Annotated in this window: 21 protein-coding genes; 3 read left to right on the top strand and 18 right to left on the bottom strand. The window is 62.7% G+C overall.

Annotated elements, in window-relative coordinates:
• Nucleotides 1-13 precede the first annotated feature (13 nt).
• Nucleotides 14-499, top strand: a complete 486-nt coding sequence (locus NGR_RS14035) for a peroxiredoxin (RefSeq protein WP_012707118.1) — start codon at nt 14-16, stop codon at nt 497-499.
• A 122-nt stretch (nt 500-621) separates the two neighbouring features.
• Here the strand turns inward: NGR_RS14035 and NGR_RS14030 are convergent, their stop codons facing one another.
• The 14 genes from NGR_RS14030 to coxB form a co-directional block, all read right to left on the bottom strand.
• Nucleotides 622-1,572, bottom strand: coding sequence for an IS110 family transposase (locus NGR_RS14030; RefSeq protein WP_012707117.1), 951 nt, complete (start codon nt 1,570-1,572; stop codon nt 622-624).
• 367 nt (nt 1,573-1,939) lie between these two features.
• A complete protein-coding gene (gene rnhA / locus NGR_RS14025; RefSeq protein ID WP_012707116.1) occupies nt 1,940-2,401 on the bottom strand; it encodes a ribonuclease HI in 462 nt (153 codons plus the stop codon).
• Nucleotides 2,398-3,378 (bottom strand): homoserine kinase, encoded by a 981-nt coding sequence (locus NGR_RS14020; protein ID WP_012707115.1) that lies wholly within the window; start codon nt 3,376-3,378, stop codon nt 2,398-2,400. Before NGR_RS14020 ends, rnhA begins: the two co-directional genes overlap by 4 nt.
• Nucleotides 3,379-3,436: 58 nt before the next feature.
• Nucleotides 3,437-4,447: a 4-hydroxy-3-methylbut-2-enyl diphosphate reductase gene (ispH, locus tag NGR_RS14015; protein ID WP_012707114.1), complete on the bottom strand. Its 1,011-nt coding sequence runs from the start codon at nt 4,445-4,447 to the stop codon at nt 3,437-3,439.
• A gap of 3 nt (nt 4,448-4,450) precedes the next feature.
• Complete coding sequence (locus tag NGR_RS14010) at nt 4,451-4,816, bottom strand: DUF1304 domain-containing protein (RefSeq protein WP_012707113.1); 366 nt, start codon at nt 4,814-4,816, stop codon at nt 4,451-4,453.
• A 12-nt stretch (nt 4,817-4,828) separates the two neighbouring features.
• Nucleotides 4,829-5,614: an SURF1 family protein gene (locus NGR_RS14005; protein ID WP_012707112.1), complete on the bottom strand. Its 786-nt coding sequence runs from the start codon at nt 5,612-5,614 to the stop codon at nt 4,829-4,831.
• Nucleotides 5,583-5,966, bottom strand: coding sequence for a DUF983 domain-containing protein (locus NGR_RS14000; protein WP_012707111.1), 384 nt, complete (start codon nt 5,964-5,966; stop codon nt 5,583-5,585). The genes NGR_RS14005 and NGR_RS14000 overlap by 32 nt, the downstream gene beginning before the upstream one ends.
• A complete protein-coding gene (locus tag NGR_RS13995; protein WP_240545183.1) occupies nt 5,963-6,460 on the bottom strand; it encodes a L,D-transpeptidase family protein in 498 nt (165 codons plus the stop codon). The genes NGR_RS14000 and NGR_RS13995 overlap by 4 nt, the downstream gene beginning before the upstream one ends.
• Before the next feature lie 77 nt (nt 6,461-6,537).
• The gene (locus NGR_RS13990; protein ID WP_012707109.1) at nt 6,538-7,416 is read right to left on the bottom strand and encodes a cytochrome c oxidase subunit 3; all 879 of its coding nucleotides are present in this window, start codon (nt 7,414-7,416) and stop codon (nt 6,538-6,540) included.
• Between the two features lie 62 nt (nt 7,417-7,478).
• On the bottom strand, nt 7,479-8,078 hold the full coding sequence (locus tag NGR_RS13985; RefSeq protein WP_012707108.1) for a cytochrome c oxidase assembly protein: 600 nt from the start codon (nt 8,076-8,078) through the stop codon (nt 7,479-7,481).
• Nucleotides 8,079-8,091: 13 nt separating this feature from the next.
• Nucleotides 8,092-8,232, bottom strand: a complete 141-nt coding sequence (locus NGR_RS32320) for a hypothetical protein (protein WP_012707107.1) — start codon at nt 8,230-8,232, stop codon at nt 8,092-8,094.
• The gene (locus NGR_RS13980) at nt 8,232-9,188 is read right to left on the bottom strand and encodes a heme o synthase (RefSeq protein ID WP_012707106.1); all 957 of its coding nucleotides are present in this window, start codon (nt 9,186-9,188) and stop codon (nt 8,232-8,234) included. Before NGR_RS13980 ends, NGR_RS32320 begins: the two co-directional genes overlap by 1 nt.
• Before the next feature lie 98 nt (nt 9,189-9,286).
• Nucleotides 9,287-10,978 carry a cytochrome c oxidase subunit I gene (gene ctaD / locus NGR_RS13975; protein ID WP_012707105.1) on the bottom strand — a complete coding sequence of 564 codons (1,692 nt, stop codon included), beginning with the start codon at nt 10,976-10,978 and terminating at the stop codon, nt 9,287-9,289.
• A gap of 20 nt (nt 10,979-10,998) precedes the next feature.
• The gene (gene coxB, locus NGR_RS13970) at nt 10,999-11,883 is read right to left on the bottom strand and encodes a cytochrome c oxidase subunit II (RefSeq protein ID WP_012707104.1); all 885 of its coding nucleotides are present in this window, start codon (nt 11,881-11,883) and stop codon (nt 10,999-11,001) included.
• Between the two features lie 364 nt (nt 11,884-12,247).
• On the opposite strand from coxB, the gene NGR_RS13965 reads away from it, so the two are divergent.
• Entirely contained in the window at nt 12,248-12,802 is a 555-nt protein-coding gene (locus NGR_RS13965; RefSeq protein WP_432654028.1) for an invasion associated locus B family protein, read from the top strand.
• 77 nt (nt 12,803-12,879) lie between these two features.
• Here NGR_RS13965 and ribB read toward each other — a convergent pair whose 3' ends face one another.
• Both ribB and aroC read right to left on the bottom strand, forming a co-directional pair.
• The gene (ribB, locus tag NGR_RS13960; RefSeq protein WP_012707102.1) at nt 12,880-13,980 is read right to left on the bottom strand and encodes a 3,4-dihydroxy-2-butanone-4-phosphate synthase; all 1,101 of its coding nucleotides are present in this window, start codon (nt 13,978-13,980) and stop codon (nt 12,880-12,882) included.
• A 20-nt stretch (nt 13,981-14,000) separates the two neighbouring features.
• Nucleotides 14,001-15,098 (bottom strand): chorismate synthase, encoded by a 1,098-nt coding sequence (gene aroC / locus NGR_RS13955; RefSeq protein ID WP_012707101.1) that lies wholly within the window; start codon nt 15,096-15,098, stop codon nt 14,001-14,003.
• A 526-nt stretch (nt 15,099-15,624) separates the two neighbouring features.
• Between aroC and NGR_RS13950 the strand changes: the two genes are divergently transcribed.
• Nucleotides 15,625-15,885, top strand: coding sequence for a DUF1344 domain-containing protein (locus tag NGR_RS13950; protein ID WP_012707100.1), 261 nt, complete (start codon nt 15,625-15,627; stop codon nt 15,883-15,885).
• A gap of 47 nt (nt 15,886-15,932) precedes the next feature.
• Here NGR_RS13950 and NGR_RS13945 read toward each other — a convergent pair whose 3' ends face one another.
• Nucleotides 15,933-16,517: a histidine phosphatase family protein gene (locus NGR_RS13945; protein WP_012707099.1), complete on the bottom strand. Its 585-nt coding sequence runs from the start codon at nt 16,515-16,517 to the stop codon at nt 15,933-15,935.
• Nucleotides 16,518-16,655: 138 nt separating this feature from the next.
• A complete protein-coding gene (gene fabI / locus NGR_RS13940; protein WP_012707098.1) occupies nt 16,656-17,474 on the bottom strand; it encodes an enoyl-ACP reductase FabI in 819 nt (272 codons plus the stop codon).
• Nucleotides 17,475-17,621: the final 147 nt, after the last annotated feature.

Here is a 17,621-nt window from a genome sequence, read left to right as displayed (position 1 = left end):
CGAGGAGAGACCCGTGACCATCGCTGTCGGAGACAAGCTGCCCAACGCAACCTTCAAGGAAAAGACCGCCGACGGCCCGGTCGAGGTGACCACCGACCAGCTCTTCAAGGGCAAGCGCGTCGTCCTTTTCGCCGTGCCGGGGGCGTTCACCCCGACGTGCTCGCTCAACCATCTTCCCGGCTATCTCGAAAACCGCGATGCGATCCTGGCGCGCGGCGTCGACGACATCGCCGTGGTCGCCGTCAACGACCTGCATGTGATGGGCGCCTGGGCAACCTCGTCGGGCGGCATGGGCAAGATCCATTTCCTGTCGGATTGGAACGCTGCCTTCACCAAGGCGCTTGGCCTGGACATCGATCTGTCGGCCGGAACGCTCGGCATCCGCTCGAAGCGCTATTCGATGCTGGTCGAGGACGGCGTGGTCAAGGCGCTGAATGTCGAAGACGCGCCCGGTCAGGCGACGGTATCGGGCGCGGCGGCGATGTTGGAGCAGCTTTGATCCAGTCGACGCGCAAACCAGGCTGAATGCCCCTCACCCTAACCCTCTCCCCGCATGCGGGGAGAGGGGACTGGAACGGCGCGGCAAGTCCCTTCGCCCCGCTTGCGGGGAGCAACCATGTTTCAGGGATGTTGATATCGCGGTGTCCATTCGGAGCCGCGGGCGACGACGGCATTGGCGAGGACGACGAGCTTGCGGGCGACGGCGATGACGGCGAGCTTATGATCCTTGCCCTTCTGGCGCAGGCGCTTGTAGAAGGCGGCAAGGTCCGGATTGTGGCGGGCGGCGGTGAAGGCGCACATGAAAACAGCCTTGCGCAAGCGTTCGCGTCCGCCGTCGATGTGGCGGATGCCGCACCGCTTGCCGGTGTCGTCGTCAAAGGGCGCGACGCCGACCAGGGCGGCGACTTCCTCGCGGCTGGCCTGGCCGAGCTCGGGCAGGCGGATGACGAGGGCAAGGGCGCTGCGCAGGCCGATGCCCTTGATCGAAACGAGCAGGTCGAGCCGGCGGGAGAGCTGCGCATCCGCGCGCATCGCCTTGGCGATGCGTTCGATCTCGGCCTCGCGTTTCTTGGTGAGCGTTTCGATCTGCCGCTGATGGCGGCGCCGGATGCTGTCGGTCAGGGCCGCCTCGGCAAAAGTCTTGACCAGAGCGATCTGCTGCTCGATCTGCTCCAGATAGGTCAGTTCGGCGGCGAGGTTGTCGAACCGGGCCTCCGGCAGCTCCGGCAGCCGCTCCAGCGCGGCGGTGAAAGCGGCGATCAACCGCGCATCGAGGCGATCGTTCTTGGCCCGCTGCAGCCGGCTTTTGGCGAAGGCGCGCACCTGCGCCGGCTGCAGCCGGGCGGCCGGCCGCGGCCCTTGGCGCAGGTGCGCCATCAGCCGCCACTCATAACCGCCGGAAGCCTCGAAGCCGACGCGCTGGACACCATGGGTGTCGAGAAAGGCGTCGAGGGCCTGGAGCCCGGCCGCGTCATTACCGACATCGAGCCGCGCCCCGCCGGGATGGACGGCGACCTCGAGGCGGTCCTTGGCAACATCGATTCCGGCACAGATCATGCTAATATTGCTCATCTTCGTCGTCCCTGTCTTGGATACGAACCTCAAAGTTCCGGCAACCACACGGGTCAGATGAAGAGCCGGTCGCGATCCTGCTCCCCACAGCCCCTGCGGCTTGGAAGGTGACGATCCGACAACCGGCTGCCGGGCGGGCGGGTGATGGCCCGCCCGGCAATCACCATCATGCCAGAAATCTAACATCCAAGCCGGTCGCGATCCTGCTCCCCACAGCCCCTGCGGCTTGGAAGGTGACGATCCGACAACCGGCTGCCGGGCGGGCGGGTGATGGCCCGCCCGGCAATCACCATCATGCCAGAAATCTAACATCCAAGAAGGTGCCGGCAGGCGGATGAGGGGCCAACACGCGCTCGGCGGATAGCCTTTATTTCACCGCATCCGTGCGGCGCACCTTCTTGAACGGCTCCATGCCCTTGCGGGCAAGTTCATCGGCACGCTCGTTCTCCGGATGGCCGGCGTGCCCCTTGACCCAGTGCCAGGTCACCTGGTGGCGGTCCCTCGCCTCATCGAGCGCCTGCCAGAGCTCGCCGTTCTTCACCGGCTTCCTGTCGCCGGTTTTCCAGCCGTTGCGCTTCCAGCCGTGAATCCATTTCGAGATGCCGTCCATGACATATTTGCTGTCGGTGTGCAGATCGACCTCGCAGGGCTGCTTCAGGGCGTTCAGGGCGGAGATCGCAGCCATCAGTTCCATGCGGTTGTTGGTGGTCTCCGCTTCGCCACCGAACATCTCCTTCTCCACCTCGCCGTAGCGCAGCACCGCGCCCCAGCCGCCAGGCCCGGGGTTTCCCGAGCAGGCGCCGTCGGTAAAGATGTCGACGTGCTTCATTGCGAAGCCTCGTCGCGTCGCAGGCCGTATTCGGCGCTCGATACGACGGCGCGATGGAAGCGGAGCTTCGTCAGATATTCGAGCGGGTCCTTCTTGACCACCAGCGCGCCGGCCGGCGTCATCAGCCAGTCGTAGAGGCGCGTCAGGAAGAAGCGCAGCGCCGAGCCGCGCGCCAGCAGCGGCAGGGCGCTTACCTCCTCCGCCGTCAGCTTGCGTACGCTCTCGTAACCGGAAAGCAGGGCCATTCCCTTGGTGATGTTGTAGGAGCCGTTCTTCTCGAAGCACCAGGAGTTCAGGCAGACGGCGATATCGTATGCGAGGAAATCGTTGCAGGCGAAGTAGAAATCGATGAGACCGGAAAGGCGATCGCCGAGGAAGAAGACGTTGTCCGGGAAGAGATCCGCATGGATCACGCCCTGCGGCAGGTTTCGCGGCCAATGGTCTTCGAGATAGGCGAGCTCCGCCGCGATGTCCTCCTTCAGACCGTCCTGCACCTCGTCGGCGCGGGCCTCGGAATTCCGCCAGAGCGGCCGCCAGCCGCCGACGGAGAGCGCATTGGCCCGCGTCAAGGCAAACCCCTCGCCAGCCTCGTGCATCGAGGCGAGCGCCCGGCCGACTTCACGGCAATGCTGCGCCTCGGGCTTCCTCAGCCACATGCCTTCGAGAAAGGAGATGACGGCGGCCGGCCGGCCGGACAACGTGCCGAGCAGCGCGCCATCAGCGCGCGGCAAGGGCAGCGGGCAGGACAGCCCGCGTTCGGCGAGATGGTGCATCAACCCCAGGAAGAACGGGAGGTCATCGGCATTCACCCGCTTTTCGTAAAGCGTCAGGATATAGGAGCCCCTGGTCGTATGGAGAAGGAAGTTCGAGTTCTCCACGCCTTCGGCGATGCCCTTGTAGGAAGTGAGCGTTCCCACATCATAGGCGGCCAGAAAGCCGGCCAACTCGTCTTCCGTGATATCGGTGTAAACTGCCAAGGTCGCTACTTTCGGAAAAGGGATTCCAGGAATTGGAGCAGGACGATTTATCGTCCCGCTATTCGCCGTTGACGAAAGCCATGTCGGCGGCGGTCAGTTCGACATGGCGAAGCTCGCGATTGACGAGGAAGTTCTCGTTTTCCTCGACCGTATCGGCGAGTTCGACGGCCGCTTGATAGCGCTCGCGGAACGCCTCGATGATCTCGTTGACGATCACTTCCGGCGCCGAAGCGCCGGCCGACAGGCCTACCGTCGTGATGTCACCCAGCGTGTCCCAGTCGATCTCCGAGGCGCGCTGCACGAGGACGGCATGCTTCGCCCCTGCCCGCAACGCCACTTCGACCAGCCGCTTGGAATTGGACGAGTTGGGGGCGCCGACGACCAGGAACAGATCGCAGCCGGGGGCGGCCTGCTTGACCGCCTCCTGGCGATTGGTCGTGGCGTAGCAGATCGAATCGGCGGCCGGCGCCGTCAGGTTCGGGAAGCGCTCATGCAAGCGCTTGATGACCCCCGCGGTGTCGTCCACCGACAGCGTCGTCTGCGTCACGAAGCCGAGATTGTCCGGGTCCGGCGGCACATAGGCGTCGGCATCCTCCACCGTCTCGATGAGGGAGACCGTGCCCTCCGGCAATTGCCCCATCGTGCCGATGACCTCGGGATGCCCGGCATGGCCGATCAGCACCACATGCCGCCCCAGCCGATGGTGGCGCATCGCCTGCTTGTGGACTTTCGAGACCAGCGGACAGGTGGCGTCGAGATAGAAGAGGTTTCGTTGGTCGGCATCGGCAGGCACCGACTTCGGCACGCCATGCGCGGAGAAGACGACCGGCTGCTTGCGATGCTCCGGCGGAATTTCGTCGAGCTCCTCGACGAAGATCGCTCCCTTGGCCTCCAGCCCTTCCACGACATAGCGGTTATGCACGATCTCGTGGCGGACATAGACCGGAGCGCCGAATTCCTTGAGGGCCAGCACGACGATCTGAATCGCCCTGTCGACGCCGGCGCAGAAGCCGCGCGGCCCGCAGAGACGGATGGTGATCGGGGATTTTTCTGCCGTGGATGAGGCCATGGATCAGGACGCCAGTAGAACGAACAGGAGGGCGAGCATTGCCGGACCGCCCTGCACGAGAAGAATACGGGGCTTGACCGACCATGCGCCATATATAGCGGCAACGATCACGCACACAAGAAAGAAGACCTTCAACTGCAGGGCAAAGGCCGGTTCCGGCTGGATCAGCGACCATAGCAAACCCGCGGCCAGGAACCCGTTATAGAGCCCCTGATTGGCGGCAAGCACCCACGTCGTCTCGGCCCGCTCCGCCGTCATCCGGAAGACCGCCCTGCCTTGGGGCTTCGTCCAAAGAAACATTTCGAGCACGAGAAAGCCGACGTGCAGCAATGCGGTCAGCACGATCAGGATAGCGGCGAGAATACCCATTCGTTCCCTATGTCAATTTTTCGAGACGTCTTTGCGCCCCTGGCGATAAAGATACGCTCCGCTGACGACAACGAGCGCCGCCGCAAGTCCGTACCAGGTGAGCGCGTATTGAAGGTGGTTGTTCGGCAGGTCGAACTGCGTCACCCCGCCAATCGGCAGGCCGCCCGGATTTTTCGAAGCATCAGCATCGACGAAGAAGGGCAGGACGCGGTCGGCGGCAATGCCGGCCGTGCTGGCCATCGCGTCAAGATCCTTCCAATAGAAAATGTTCTTTGCGAGGTCGTTATCGGGCACCAGCGACGACGGTTTCTCCGAAAGCCGCGGCCGCGCCAGGCCATCGATGGTCACGTTTCCAGTAACCTCGCCCTCGGGCCGCGTCGCGGCGTCCTTCCTCTCGAAGGGCACGAAACCGCGGTTGACGAACAGGGCGCGGCCGTCCGCTAGCATCAGCGGCGTGAATACGTAATATCCCGTACGCCCCTCATGCGTGGCAAAGAAGTGCCGCTCCTTGTCGTGATCGTAGACGCCAGACACGCGCGTGGTGCGATAGTCGACGTCCTCGCCAGCCGCCGCCATGGCCTCGATCTCCTCAACCGAGACCGGCGGCGCCGACCGCCGCTCGGCGATCGCCGCGATCAGCGCCTCCTTCCATTGCAGGCGCTCGACCTGCCATGTGCCGAGCGCGATGAGCACGACGAAGGTGATGGCGACAAGGACGAGACCGGCAATCGGTCCGAAGTGGCCGCGTGAAGTCGACCGATGCGCCTCAGCCACGGTCAATTTCGCCCGAACGCGCATTGTTGCGATACTGCAGATTGATCAGCACGCCCTTCAACATCCTCGTCAGGACAAGGCTAAATACCGTCGCCAAGGGTATCCAGAGCAGGAAGTGCAGCCATAGCGGCGGATTGAGGTTGACCTCCATCCACAGCGCCGCCCCAACGACGATGAAGCCGACGATGAGGATGACGAAAACGACGGGGCCATCGCCGGAATCGGCAAAGCGATAGTCGAGTTCGCAATTCTCGCAAGCCGGCCGAACCTTCAGGAAGCCGTCGAAAACATGGCCCTGGCCACAGCGCGGGCAAAGTCCCTTGATTCCCGCCACGATCGGGTCAACCGGCGGGTAGAGCGCCTTGTCGTCATTCATGGATTGATCTCGATCGCCGTGTTGTTCGGTACCATGTCCCAGATTTCGTCCATCTCGGCATTGGTAACGGCAATGCAGCCGTCCGTCCAATCGAACATCTGCGTCAAAAACGCCAGCCAGCCGAGATAGTTGGGCTGGCCATGGATCATGATCATGCCGCCCGGATCCACAACCTTGGCAGCGGCGGCCTGCACGTCTTCGGGCGCGGGATAGGAAACGTGCATGGACCGATAGAAACTGCTCGCGTCGTTGCGCCAGTCCAGAACGTAGAGCCCCTCCGGCGTGCGCCGATCGCCTTCCTGCAGCTTGTCGCCCACAGGATTGCCGCCAAGCGCGATCGGAAATTCGCGCAAAAGCCGCTCGCCCTGGAACAGTTGCAGCACCCGGCGCTCCTTGTGGACGACGACCTTATCGGCGGTTTCGGCACCCAGCGCCGGAAACAGCCCCGACAAAAGCAGCGCCGCCGCAAGAGGAAACACATACGCGTTCTTCATCGTCCGACCATAACTCTCCAACGAAATAGGGCGGCCACGTCGCCGCAGCCGCCCCTTATCTTCACACCGCGCCGGTCTTAGCCGTGCGCGATCGGCGCGCCCCATCCACCCCAGATGTAGATGGAGAAGAACAGGAACAGCCAGACCACGTCGACGAAGTGCCAGTACCAGGCCGCCGCTTCGAAGCCGAAGTGATGCTGTTGGCTGAAGCCGCCTCCGAGCGCCCGGAACAGGCAAACCAGCAGGAAGATGGTGCCGACGAGAACGTGGAAGCCGTGGAAGCCGGTCGCCATGAAGAAGGTGGCGCCATAGATCGAATCGCGGAAGGCGAACGGGGCGTGCGCGTATTCATAGCCCTGGACGAAGGAGAACAGAACGCCGAGCAGCACGGTGAGCGTCAGGCCGGAGATCAGGCCCTTGCGGTCGTTGTGCAGGAGCGCATGGTGCGCCCAGGTCACGGTCGTGCCGGAAAGCAGCAGGATGACCGTGTTGTAGAGCGGCAGGTGCCAGGGATCGAGGACCTCGATGCCCTTCGGCGGCCAGACGCCGCCGGTATAGGCGGCGCGAGCGGCCTGAATGGGCTCGCCGGCAAACAGGCTGGCATCGAAGAAGGCCCAGAACCAGGCGGCGAAGAACATCACCTCGGAGGCGATGAACATGATCATGCCGTAGCGCAGGTGCAGCGACACGACGCGGGTGTGGTGACCCTCGCGGCCCTCCTTGATGGTGTCCGACCACCAGCCGAACATCGTGTAGAGGACGATCGCCAGACCGATCAGGAAGAGCCACGGATTGGCAAGTTCCAGCCCGAACAGCTTGAACGAGCCGCCGGCCACGTAGCGCATGAGACCGACGCCGCCGAAAGCCATGACGAAGGCGCCGATGGAGGCGAGCAACGGCCACGGGCTCGGATCGATGATGTGGTAGTCGTGATTCTTCTGATGCGCTCCGGCCATGTCAGTAATCCCCGATAGTCCTCTCTTGTCGCCCGCCCGGCATAGCCGAAACGGGCGTCCTGTCAAAGTCTGTTCTCAGTTTCCCCGTCCTTCACGGCGGCGATCGGCTTGGACGGCTCGCGCGGATAGAAGGTGTAGGATAGCGTCAACGTCTTGATGTCCTTAGTCTCGACCGGCTTGACGATCTCCGGATCGACGAAGAAGACGACGGGCATCTCCATTTCCTCGCCCGGCTGGAGCGTCGTTTCGGTGAAGCAGAAGCATTGCACCTTGTTGAAATAGGCGCCCGCCGCCATCGGCGTCACGTTGAACGTCGCCTGGCCGGTTGCCGGCTTCGACGAAAGGTTCTTCGCCCGGTACATGACCTGCACCGTTTCGCCGATCCTGACGTCGATGTCGCGCTGGACCGGCTTGAAATCCCATGCCAGTCCCGGCCCGACATTGGCGTCGAAGGTCACCTTGATCTTCTCGTCGAGAATGACGTCCGAGGCCTGCTCGACGCGCTGCGTCGTACCGTTATAGCCCGTCACCCGGCAGAACATGTCATAGAGCGGCACGGCAGCATAGGCCATGCCGACCATGCCCGCTACGAAGGCGAGGCAGGCGCCGACGATGACGCCGTTGGCGCGCTCCTTCGGGGGTGTCTGCGGGGTGTTCGTCACGGGCGCCGTACCTTCAATTTGCCATGCCGCCGCCGAACTTGATCAGCGTGACGACATAGAACAGCCCGACAAGTCCGGCGAGCACTAGACCGAGCGCGATGTTGCGGCCGCGGCGCGACTTCTTCTGGGTTTCGCTGAGTTTGACGGTTTCCATTAGATGATACCTCCGGCATCGAGCCAGACATGGGCGATCATGTAGTCCACGAGCAGGGCCGAGAAGATCGCGAAGAGATAGGCGATCGAGAAGGCAAAGAGTTTCTTGGCCGGCAGCATTCGCTTGTCGGCTTCGGGCATGCGCAGCACGGCGAGCGAATACCAGATGAAGCCGAGACCAAGGGCAGTCGCGAAGGCTCCGTATCCAAGGCTCGCAAAGCCGAGCAGCGTGGGACAGATGCCGCTCAGCGCGGTCAGGAGTGCATAGACGACGATCTGTCGCTTGGTGGTCGCCTCACCGCAGACGTTCGGCATCATCGGCACGCCGACGGCACCGTAGTCGCCCATCTTGAAGAGCGCCAGGGCCCAGAAATGCGCCGGTGTCCAAAGGAAGATGATGAGGAAGAGCACGATGCTCTCGACCGATACCCCGCCGGTCACGCAGGCCCAGCCGATCATCGGCGGGAACGCGCCGGCAGCGCCGCCGATGACAATGTTCTGCGGCGTCGAACGCTTCAGCCACATCGTGTAGATGACCACGTAGAAGAAGATGGTGAAGGCGAGCAACCCGGCTGCGAGCCAATTGACGGCGAGCCCAAGGATGATCACGGAAAATGCCGACAGGGTGAGGCCGAAGGCCAGTGCTTCCTGCGGCAGGATCTTGCCGGCGGGAATGGGACGCTTGGCAGTACGGCTCATCACGGCATCGATATCGGCGTCATACCACATGTTCAGCGCACCGGAGGCGCCGGCGCCGATGGCGATGCAGAGAATGGCGATGAAGCCGATGACCGGATTGATCTGTCCTGGCGCAAGGACAAGGCCGGCAAAGGCGGTAAAGACGACAAGCGACATGACGCGCGGCTTCAGGAGCTCGAAGTAATCGCGCGCAGAGGCTTCGGACAGGCGCGGTACACCTTCCATGCCGACTGCCTCGTGATTGTCGATGAGCGTCATGTCTCTTTCCTGAACTTGCGGCGGCCGGAAAAGCCGCATCGTGCCGGAAAGCCGGCGGGGAGAAGCCGCCGTCACCGGCGGCTTCTGTTCGTTGTCCGTCACTTGATCCGCGGGAGCTGTTCCCACTGGTGGAACGGCGGCGGCGAAGACAGCTGCCATTCGAGCGTGTTGGCGCCCTCGCCCCACGGGTTGTCGCCCGCAACGCGCTTCTTCGCGAAGGCTTCGGCGACGCCGAAGAGGAAGATCAGCACGCCGACGGCGGCGATGTAGGAGCCGTAGGACGATACCATGTTCCAGCCCGCAAAGGCATCCGGGTAGTCGATGTAGCGGCGCGGCATGCCGGCAAGACCCAGGAAGTGCTGCGGGAAGAAGATCAGGTTCACACCGACGAACATGACCCAGAAATGCAGCTTGCCGAGAAATTCGGAATACATGTAGCCGCTCATCTTCGGGAACCAGTAGTACCAGGCCGCGAAGATCGCGAAGACGGCGCCGAGCGACAGAACGTAGTGGAAGTGGGCAACCACGTAGTAGGTGTCGTGCAGCGCGCGGTCGAGGCCGGCATTGGCGAGCTGAACGCCCGTGACGCCGCCGACGGTGAAAAGGAAGATGAAGCCGATCGCCCAGACCATCGGCGTGGTGAAGCGGATCGAACCGCCCCACATCGTCGCGATCCAGGAGAAGATCTTCACGCCCGTCGGAACCGCGATGACCATCGTCGCGAAGACGAAGTAACGCTGCGTCTCGAGCGACATGCCGACCGTGTACATGTGGTGCGCCCACACGATGAAGCCGACGGCGCCGATCGCGACCATGGCATAGGCCATGCCGAGATAGCCGAAGATCGGCTTGCGCGAGAAGGTCGAGATAATGTGGCTGACGATGCCGAAGCCCGGCAGGATCAGGATGTACACTTCCGGGTGACCGAAGAACCAGAACAGGTGCTGGAACAGGATCGGATCGCCGCCGCCTTCCGGCGCGAAGAAGGTCGTGCCGAAGTTGCGGTCGGTCAGAAGCATGGTGATGGCGCCAGCCAGGACCGGCAGCGACAGCAGCAGCAGGAAGGCGGTGATCAGAACCGACCAGGCAAAGAGCGGCATCTTGTGCAGCGTCATGCCCGGAGCGCGCATGTTCAGGATCGTCGTGATGAAGTTGATCGCGCCGAGGATCGACGAGGCGCCGGCGATGTGCAGGCCGAGGATCGCCAGATCCATGGCCGGCCCCGGCATGCCGGAGGTCGAGAACGGCGGATAGATCGTCCAGCCGCCACCGGCCCCATAGGCACCCGCCGGACCTTCGACGAACATCGAAAGCAGCACGAGTAGGAAGGCCGGCACGATCAGCCAGAACGAGATGTTGTTCATGCGCGGGAAGGCCATGTCCGGCGCGCCGATCATGATCGGCACCATCCAGTTGGCGAAACCGCCGATCAACGCCGGCATGACCATGAAGAAGATCATGATCAGTGCGTGGGCGGTCGTGAAGACGTTGAACATGTGCTTGCCGCCGTCGATGGCAGCATCGCCCTCGAAGCCGTAGACCATCTGCGCCAGACCGTGGAAGATCTGGATGCCCGGCTCCTGCAGCTCGGCGCGCATGAAGACCGACAGCGTACCGCCGATGAGGCCGGCGATGATCCCGAAGATCAGGTAGAGCGTGCCGATGTCCTTGTGGTTGGTCGACAGGAACCAGCGCTGAAAGAAGGTCAGCGGCTTGTGGGCGTGGTCGGCATCATGCGCATGATCGGAATGATCATGGCGGTGATCGTGATGAACGGCTGTTCCAGCCATGGGTCGAGCTCCCCTTCCGATTACTGTGCGGCGTTTGCGGCGACGTCAACGGTCTTGGCCGCGCCGTCGATGGACGCCATGAGCGCCTTATTCGCTTCGCCGAGATTGGTTGCGGCGGCGGCGAGCCAGGCGTCGTATTTCTCCTGCGAAACCACGCGGACGGCGATCGGCATATAGGCGTGATCCTTGCCGCAGAGCTCGGAACACTGGCCGTAGTAGAGGCCTTCGCGGGCCGCCTTGAACCAGGTTTCATTGAGACGGCCCGGAACGGCGTCGATCTTCACGCCGAAGGCCGGCATGGCGAAGGCATGGATGACGTCTGCGGCGGTGACCAGGAGACGAACGGTCTTGCCGACCGGCACCACGACTTCGTTGTCGACGGCGAGCAGGCGCGGATAAGCGGCCTTGTCTTCCTTGCCGGCACTGGCGCGGTCCTCGTCCTTCAGGAGCAGGCTATCGAAGGACAGCGGATTTTCGCCGACTTCATATTCGTACGACCAGTACCACTGGTTGCCGGTCGCCTTGACCGTCAGGTCCGGATTCTGCGGCGGCGTGAGCTGCGCGTTCAGAAGCTTGAAGGAGGGGATGGCCAGGAACAGCAGGATGATGACCGGACCAACGGTCCAGATGACCTCGATCGCGGTATTGTGGCTGGTCCGCGAAGGAACGGGATTGGCGCCCTCGCGGAACTTCACGACGACGATGATCAGCAGCAGGAGGACCAGGAGCGTGATGGGAATGATGAACCACAGGGTATATTGCTCAAACCACGTGATTTCTTCCATGATGCCCGTCGCAGCCGCCTGAAAGCGTGTCTGCCAGTCGACAGGCTTGTCAGCAAAGGCGCTCGAAGCAAAAAGCAGACAGGCAAGCGCTGCCAGAACTGCATAGGCCTTGTTTTTCACAATTACGTCTCCCCAATGCGCTTGATCAGGATCAAACCCGGAACGCAGAATCCCTGCGATACTGGAAGCGCTTCAAACCACAGTTTGACCAGCGCCGCAACATCTGTGCAATGAACCTCGTGCGGCATTTTTGCACAAAGCCAAGTTTTCTCGCCGCCCCCTTCGCACCGTATCGGAGATTGGCTTGCGGCTGCGGTCCGCACCGGGTCTTACGGGCTGCCCGCGGGCGCCGGTCCGCAAGCGGCCAAGGAGAGACTTTCGGGAGCGTGATACGAGGGCGAGAGGCCCAATTTCGGCCATATGCCGCTGGAATGTAAGAGGCAGGGCTTTTCATTTATCGCTACGCACTTCAAGAATAGCCCGAATGATTCGACGTTTTGAGGTTTACATGGGCCTGTCCCTCTTCTCCCGGCTGCCCGCTTTGATCGCGCTCGGAATTGCCGCCTTCGTCTTACCCGCCGCAAGCATGGCCCAGCAATCCGCCGCGACACCGGGGACCGTCAAGTCGAACCACGGTGCCTGGTCGATCGTCTGCGATCAGCCGGCCGGTGCCTCGGCGGAACAGTGCGCGCTGATGCAAAACGTCATCGCCGAGGACCGGCCCGAGGTCGGTCTCTCGGTCGTCGTTCTCAAGACCGCCGACCGCAAGGCGAAGATCCTTCGCGTACTGGCACCGCTCGGGGTGCTTCTGCCCAACGGCCTCGGCCTCAATGTCGATGGCAAGGATATCGGCCGCGCCTACTTCGTCCGCTGCTTTTCCGACGGCTGTTATGCCGAGGTCGTACTCGAGGATGAGCTGTTGAAGACGCTGCGCGCCGGCGGGACGGCAACCTTCATCGTCTTCCAGTCGCCGGAGGAAGGGGTCGGCATTCCGGTCGACCTGAAAGGCTTCGGCGAGGGCTACGACGCGCTCCCGTGATAACCTGGTAATCTGGGAAATGAGAAAGCCGCGCTCCAATTCGAAGCGCGGCTTTTTTGTGAGCTCCGGCTCGCAGGCTACAGTATTTCGGTCGCGGCAATCTTGATGCCGAAGCCTTCGAGGCCGACATAGTGGCGCTCGCGGGATGAGAGGAGGCGGATGGAGGTGATGCCGAGATCCTTGAGGATCTGGGCGCCGAGACCGATTTCCAGCCATTCGCTTTCGCGCGCCTGCGCTTCCGAATGGGCCTCGCGTTCATGCTTGCCCTTTCGCGCCGTCTGCGAGACGCCGACGCCGACCGAGCCTTCGCGCAGATAGACGATGACACCCCTGCCCTCGCCGGCAATGCGCTTCATGATCTCGTCGATCTGGCGATCGTTGCCGAAGACGTCCGCGCCGACATTCTCGAGGTGGAGGCGAACGGGAATATCGACGCCGTCGCGAACGTCGCCGAAAACGACGGCGAGATGCTGCATCGGGTCCCAGGGCAATGAATAGGTATGGGCCTTCGCCCGGCCGTAGGCCGTCTCGATCGCGAAGCTGTTGGCCTTCTCGATCAGGGTCTCCTTGCGCTGGCGGTAGGCGATGAGGTCGGCAACGGAGACCTGCTTCAAACCGTGCGTTTCGGCGAATGCCTCCACCTGCGGACCGCGTGTCACGGTGCCGTCGTCATTGACGAGTTCGCAGATGACGCCGATCGGCGGCAGGCTGGCGAGCTTGCACAGGTCGACGGCCGCCTCGGTGTGGCCGGAGCGCATCAACACGCCGCCCTCGCGCGCCACCAGCGGAAAGATATGGCCGGGCCGCACGAAATCCGTCGCTCCGACATTCGGATTGGCAAGGTTTCTCACAGTCAAGGTTCGATCGTCGGCAGAAATGCCGGTGGTCGTCCCGTGCTTGAAATCGACGGAAACCGTGAAGGCCGTGGTGTGGGCGGAATCGTTCTCGGCGACCATCGCATTCAGGTTGAGGCGTTTGGCCTCGTCGCGCGGCATCGGCGCACAGACGATGCCCGAGGTGTGCCTGACGATGAAGGCCATCTTCTCGGACGTGCAGTGCACCGCCGCAACGATCAGGTCGCCCTCGTTCTCGCGCCCGCCGTCATCGGTGACGACGACGATCTCGCCGGCCTCGAAAGCGCGAATGGCCTCGACGACGCGCTTCTGGTCATAGGACATCTTCACTCTTCTCCAGCAAGTTACTTCAATCGACCGGTTTGGCCCCGGTCGCGCAGATAGTGATCGGCGATCGTGCAGGCAAGCATGGCTTCGCCGATCGGCACCGCCCTGATCCCGACGCAGGGGTCGTGGCGACCCTTGGTGCGTACGTCGACCTCGTTGCCGTCGCTGTCGATGGAGCGCCGCTCGGTCAGAATGGAGGAGGTCGGCTTGATCGCGAAACGGGCGACGACCGGCTGGCCCGTTGCGATACCGCCCAGGATGCCGCCGGCATGGTTGGCAAGGAATACCGGCTTGCCGTCCGAGCCGATGCGCATCTCGTCGGCGTTCTCCTCGCCGCTCAATTCGGCCGTCGCAAAGCCATCGCCGATCTCGACGCCCTTGACGGCGTTGATCGACATCAGGTTCGAAGCGATGTCCTGGTCGAGCTTGCCGTAGATCGGCGCACCGATGCCGGCAGGCACGCCTTCGGCGATAACCTCGACGACTGCGCCGATCGACGAGCCGGCCTTGCGGATGCCGTCGAGATATTCCTCCCATACGGGAACGATGGCCGGATCCGGCGCGAAGAACGGATTGTTGTTGACCTCGCTCCAGTCCCAGTTGGCCCGGTTGATCCGGTGCTTGCCGATCTGTACGAGCGCGGCGCGCACGACGAGGCCCGGCACGACCTTTCGGGCGATGCCGCCGGCCGCCACGCGTGCGGCCGTCTCGCGTGCCGAGGAACGGCCGCCGCCGCGATAGTCGCGAATGCCGTATTTGACGTCGTAGGTGTAATCGGCATGGCCCGGGCGGTAGCGCTTGGCGATTTCCGAATAGTCCTTCGAACGCTGGTCGGTGTTCTCGATCATCATCGAGATCGGCGTACCCGTGGAGATCATCGTCTCGCCGTCATCGTCGAGCATCACGCCGGAAAGAACCTTCACGAGATCGTCTTCGCGGCGCTGCGTCACGAAGCGCGACTGGCCGGGCTTGCGTTTGTCGAGCCAGGCCTGAATTTCGGCGAGCGTGAAGCGAATGCCGGGCGGGCAACCGTCGACGACGCAGCCGAGCGCCGGTCCGTGGCTCTCGCCCCAGGTGGTGACGCGGAAGAGATGACCGAAGCTATTGTGCGACATGACGGCTACCGTGCTCAGGACCCGAGAGATCGGACAGGCCGATCCAATCCCTTCGGATCGATTCTAATCCAGTGAGAGCAGAACGCGAGCCACTTCGCATTCGTCATCCTGCCTCCGGCGCCACGCAAGGGCGCGCGACTTCTCTTAGTGTAAAGTGCTGATTGGGGAAAGGGCTTCCCCCCGTCGCGGCGCGACTTGCGGTAGGAATGCGCCCCCGATTCGCTTGACGTAGCGATCTCGGACCGCAGCGGCTCTGCCGCTTGCCGGAATTTCGCGACGGATCGTCGTCATCTTTCCTTGGAAAACTCCCGGGCAACACCCCGCCACGGCGCCCAGCAGCCGCATTCCGGATTGGGCGTCTTGAAATCCAGCCGGCCCGCGTTCACTCTCGCTTTCGCCGAAAGCGCTGTCCGGAATCAGCAGCTTAAAATCCTAAAAAATCAGGGCGAAAGAAACTTTCGCCACAATCGGGGATCAAAGGGTGATGACAAGAAAATTCGCAGAATCATGGAAGAGGGCAAGAAACATGCGATTTGTCATTGCGACGCTCATGGCTACCGCAAGCTTGCTTTCGCCCCTCTCGGTCCACGCCGAAAGCGCCGACGTCGAGGCCGTGATCACCAACATCGACACAGAGCAACTGAGCCTCTCGCTCGACGACGGCAAGAGCTACCAGGCACCCGAGGAATTCAACTTCGAAGGGCTGGAGGCCGGCGTCAAGGTCCTCGTCTTCTACACCGAAGTCGATGGCAAGCGCGTCATCAACGACCTGGAGATCGTCCAGTAGGAAGTTCCCCGATCGGCCGGATAGGGGTGGTCGGCCTTTCTATTCTCTCAAAGCCAGCTGATCGAGCCGTCGACGATCTTTAAGAGGCGGTCCTGCGGAATGGCCGCTGCGGCTGCCTCGTCCGGCTCCATTTCTCCGAGCAGCTTGAACAGGGTACGAATAACGCCGCCGTGGCTGACGCAGACGGTGGGCTCTCTCACGCCCTTCAGCCAGGCACCGACGCGCCAGGAGAGGATTTCGTAGCTTTCCGCATCCGCCCCGGGCGGTATGAAATCCCATTTTGCTACTCGTCTCGCGGCGATGCGCTCCGGCACCCGGCGCTTCAGGTCCGCAAGCGTGAAGCCTTCCCAGGCGCCGAAGGAGACCTCCTTCAGCCGCTCGTCGGTGCGATAGGTGAACGGATCGAGCCCCATGGCCCGCCTGAGGCGCTCCATGGTTTCGCGCGTTCGACCGAGCGGACTGCTGACGAAATCAAAGCCGGCCGCATCGCGCCCGAGGATCTCGCCCAGGGCCGCGCCATTGCCGGTCGCCTGCTGACGGCCGGTTTCATTGAGGGGGATATCCTTCTGCCCTTGAAGACGACTCTCGGCATTCCAGTCCGTCTGGCCGTGGCGAACCATGTAGATAAGCACAGCGTGCACTCCGGATGAGCCGCCGTCCACCGTGCGGCGCGTCTTGCAGGTACGCGAAGGCCGCTCGCGTACTTGGGCTGCTGCTGATCTTAGAGCGAATTCGATCTCAGGAATCAAGCAGTTGTAGGCAGGAACAGATCAATCCTTCAGGACGGAAATGTCCGGGGCGTCGACCGCTTTCATGCCGACCGTATGATAACCGGAATCGACGTGGTGCACCTCGCCGGTCACCCCGGTGGACAGGTTGGACAGGAGATAGAGCGCCGAATTGCCGACCTCCTCGATCGAAACGGTGCGCTTCAGCGGCGCATTGTACTCGTTCCACTTGAGGATATAGCGGAAATCACCGATGCCGGAGGCGGCAAGCGTCTTGATCGGGCCGGCCGAGATCGCATTGACGCGGATGCCGCGGTTGCCGAGATCGACGGCGAGATAACGCACGCTTGCTTCGAGCGCTGCCTTGGCGACACCCATGACGTTGTAGTGCGGCATTACCTTTTCGGCGCCGTAATAGGTGAGCGTCAGCATCGAGCCGCCGTCATTCATGATGCGCTCGGCACGCGCTGCAACGGCCGTGAAGGAGTAGACGGAAATATCCATCGTGCGGGTGAAGTTGTCGCGGCTCGTATCGAGGTAGCGGCCCGTCAGTTCGTCCTTGTCGGAGAAGGCGATCGCGTGCACTACGAAATCGATCTTGCCCCATTTTTCCTCAAGCGCCGAGAAAACGCCGTCGATCGTAGCAAGGTCGGTCACATCGCAATGTCCGGCCATGAAGGCGCCGAGTTCCTGCGCCAGCGGCTCGACGCGCTTCTTCAGCGCATCGCCCTGCCATGTCAGCGCAATGTCGGCGCCCGCTTCAGCCAAAGCCTTGGCGATGCCCCACGCAATCGAGCGATTGTTTGCGACGCCCATGATGACGCCGCGCTTGCCATTCATCAGACCCGATGCCTGAGCCATGGAATGTCCCCAATACTGTCTGCCTGGACCGGCCGGGGCCGATGTCAGATTTCCGAATGTCGATGGCGCCGCACCACGCCACCAAAGATGGGTGCGGCAAAATGTCGAGAATTGCCTATGGCATAGCCGCCAGAGCGGTTCAAGCGC

This window comes from Sinorhizobium fredii NGR234 (assembly GCF_000018545.1).
GTDB classification, from domain to species: Bacteria; Pseudomonadota; Alphaproteobacteria; order Rhizobiales; family Rhizobiaceae; genus Sinorhizobium; species Sinorhizobium fredii_A.
Note: the sequence above shows the minus strand (reverse complement) of the source record. Positions and strands in the feature narration are given on the sequence as shown.

What these genes read in the sequence shown, in the direction of transcription:
- NGR_RS14030 (WP_012707117.1), bottom strand. Translation starts at nt 1,572, where the DNA reads ATGAGCAATATTAGCATGATCTGTGCCGGAATCGATGTTGCCAAGGAC.
- rnhA (WP_012707116.1), bottom strand. Translation starts at nt 2,401, where the DNA reads ATGAAGCACGTCGACATCTTTACCGACGGCGCCTGCTCGGGAAACCCC.
- ispH (WP_012707114.1), bottom strand. Translation starts at nt 4,447, where the DNA reads ATGGCCTCATCCACGGCAGAAAAATCCCCGATCACCATCCGTCTCTGC.
- NGR_RS14010 (WP_012707113.1), bottom strand. Translation starts at nt 4,816, where the DNA reads ATGGGTATTCTCGCCGCTATCCTGATCGTGCTGACCGCATTGCTGCAC.
- NGR_RS14005 (WP_012707112.1), bottom strand. Translation starts at nt 5,614, where the DNA reads ATGCGCGTTCGGGCGAAATTGACCGTGGCTGAGGCGCATCGGTCGACT.
- NGR_RS14000 (WP_012707111.1), bottom strand. Translation starts at nt 5,966, where the DNA reads ATGAATGACGACAAGGCGCTCTACCCGCCGGTTGACCCGATCGTGGCG.
- NGR_RS13995 (WP_240545183.1), bottom strand. Translation starts at nt 6,460, where the DNA reads ATGAAGAACGCGTATGTGTTTCCTCTTGCGGCGGCGCTGCTTTTGTCG.
- NGR_RS13990 (WP_012707109.1), bottom strand. Translation starts at nt 7,416, where the DNA reads ATGGCCGGAGCGCATCAGAAGAATCACGACTACCACATCATCGATCCG.
- NGR_RS32320 (WP_012707107.1), bottom strand. Translation starts at nt 8,232, where the DNA reads ATGGAAACCGTCAAACTCAGCGAAACCCAGAAGAAGTCGCGCCGCGGC.
- NGR_RS13980 (WP_012707106.1), bottom strand. Translation starts at nt 9,188, where the DNA reads ATGACGCTCATCGACAATCACGAGGCAGTCGGCATGGAAGGTGTACCG.
- ctaD (WP_012707105.1), bottom strand. Translation starts at nt 10,978, where the DNA reads ATGGCTGGAACAGCCGTTCATCACGATCACCGCCATGATCATTCCGAT.
- NGR_RS13965 (WP_432654028.1), top strand. Translation starts at nt 12,248, where the DNA reads ATGATTCGACGTTTTGAGGTTTACATGGGCCTGTCCCTCTTCTCCCGG.
- ribB (WP_012707102.1), bottom strand. Translation starts at nt 13,980, where the DNA reads ATGTCCTATGACCAGAAGCGCGTCGTCGAGGCCATTCGCGCTTTCGAG.
- aroC (WP_012707101.1), bottom strand. Translation starts at nt 15,098, where the DNA reads ATGTCGCACAATAGCTTCGGTCATCTCTTCCGCGTCACCACCTGGGGC.
- NGR_RS13950 (WP_012707100.1), top strand. Translation starts at nt 15,625, where the DNA reads ATGCGATTTGTCATTGCGACGCTCATGGCTACCGCAAGCTTGCTTTCG.
- fabI (WP_012707098.1), bottom strand. Translation starts at nt 17,474, where the DNA reads ATGGCTCAGGCATCGGGTCTGATGAATGGCAAGCGCGGCGTCATCATG.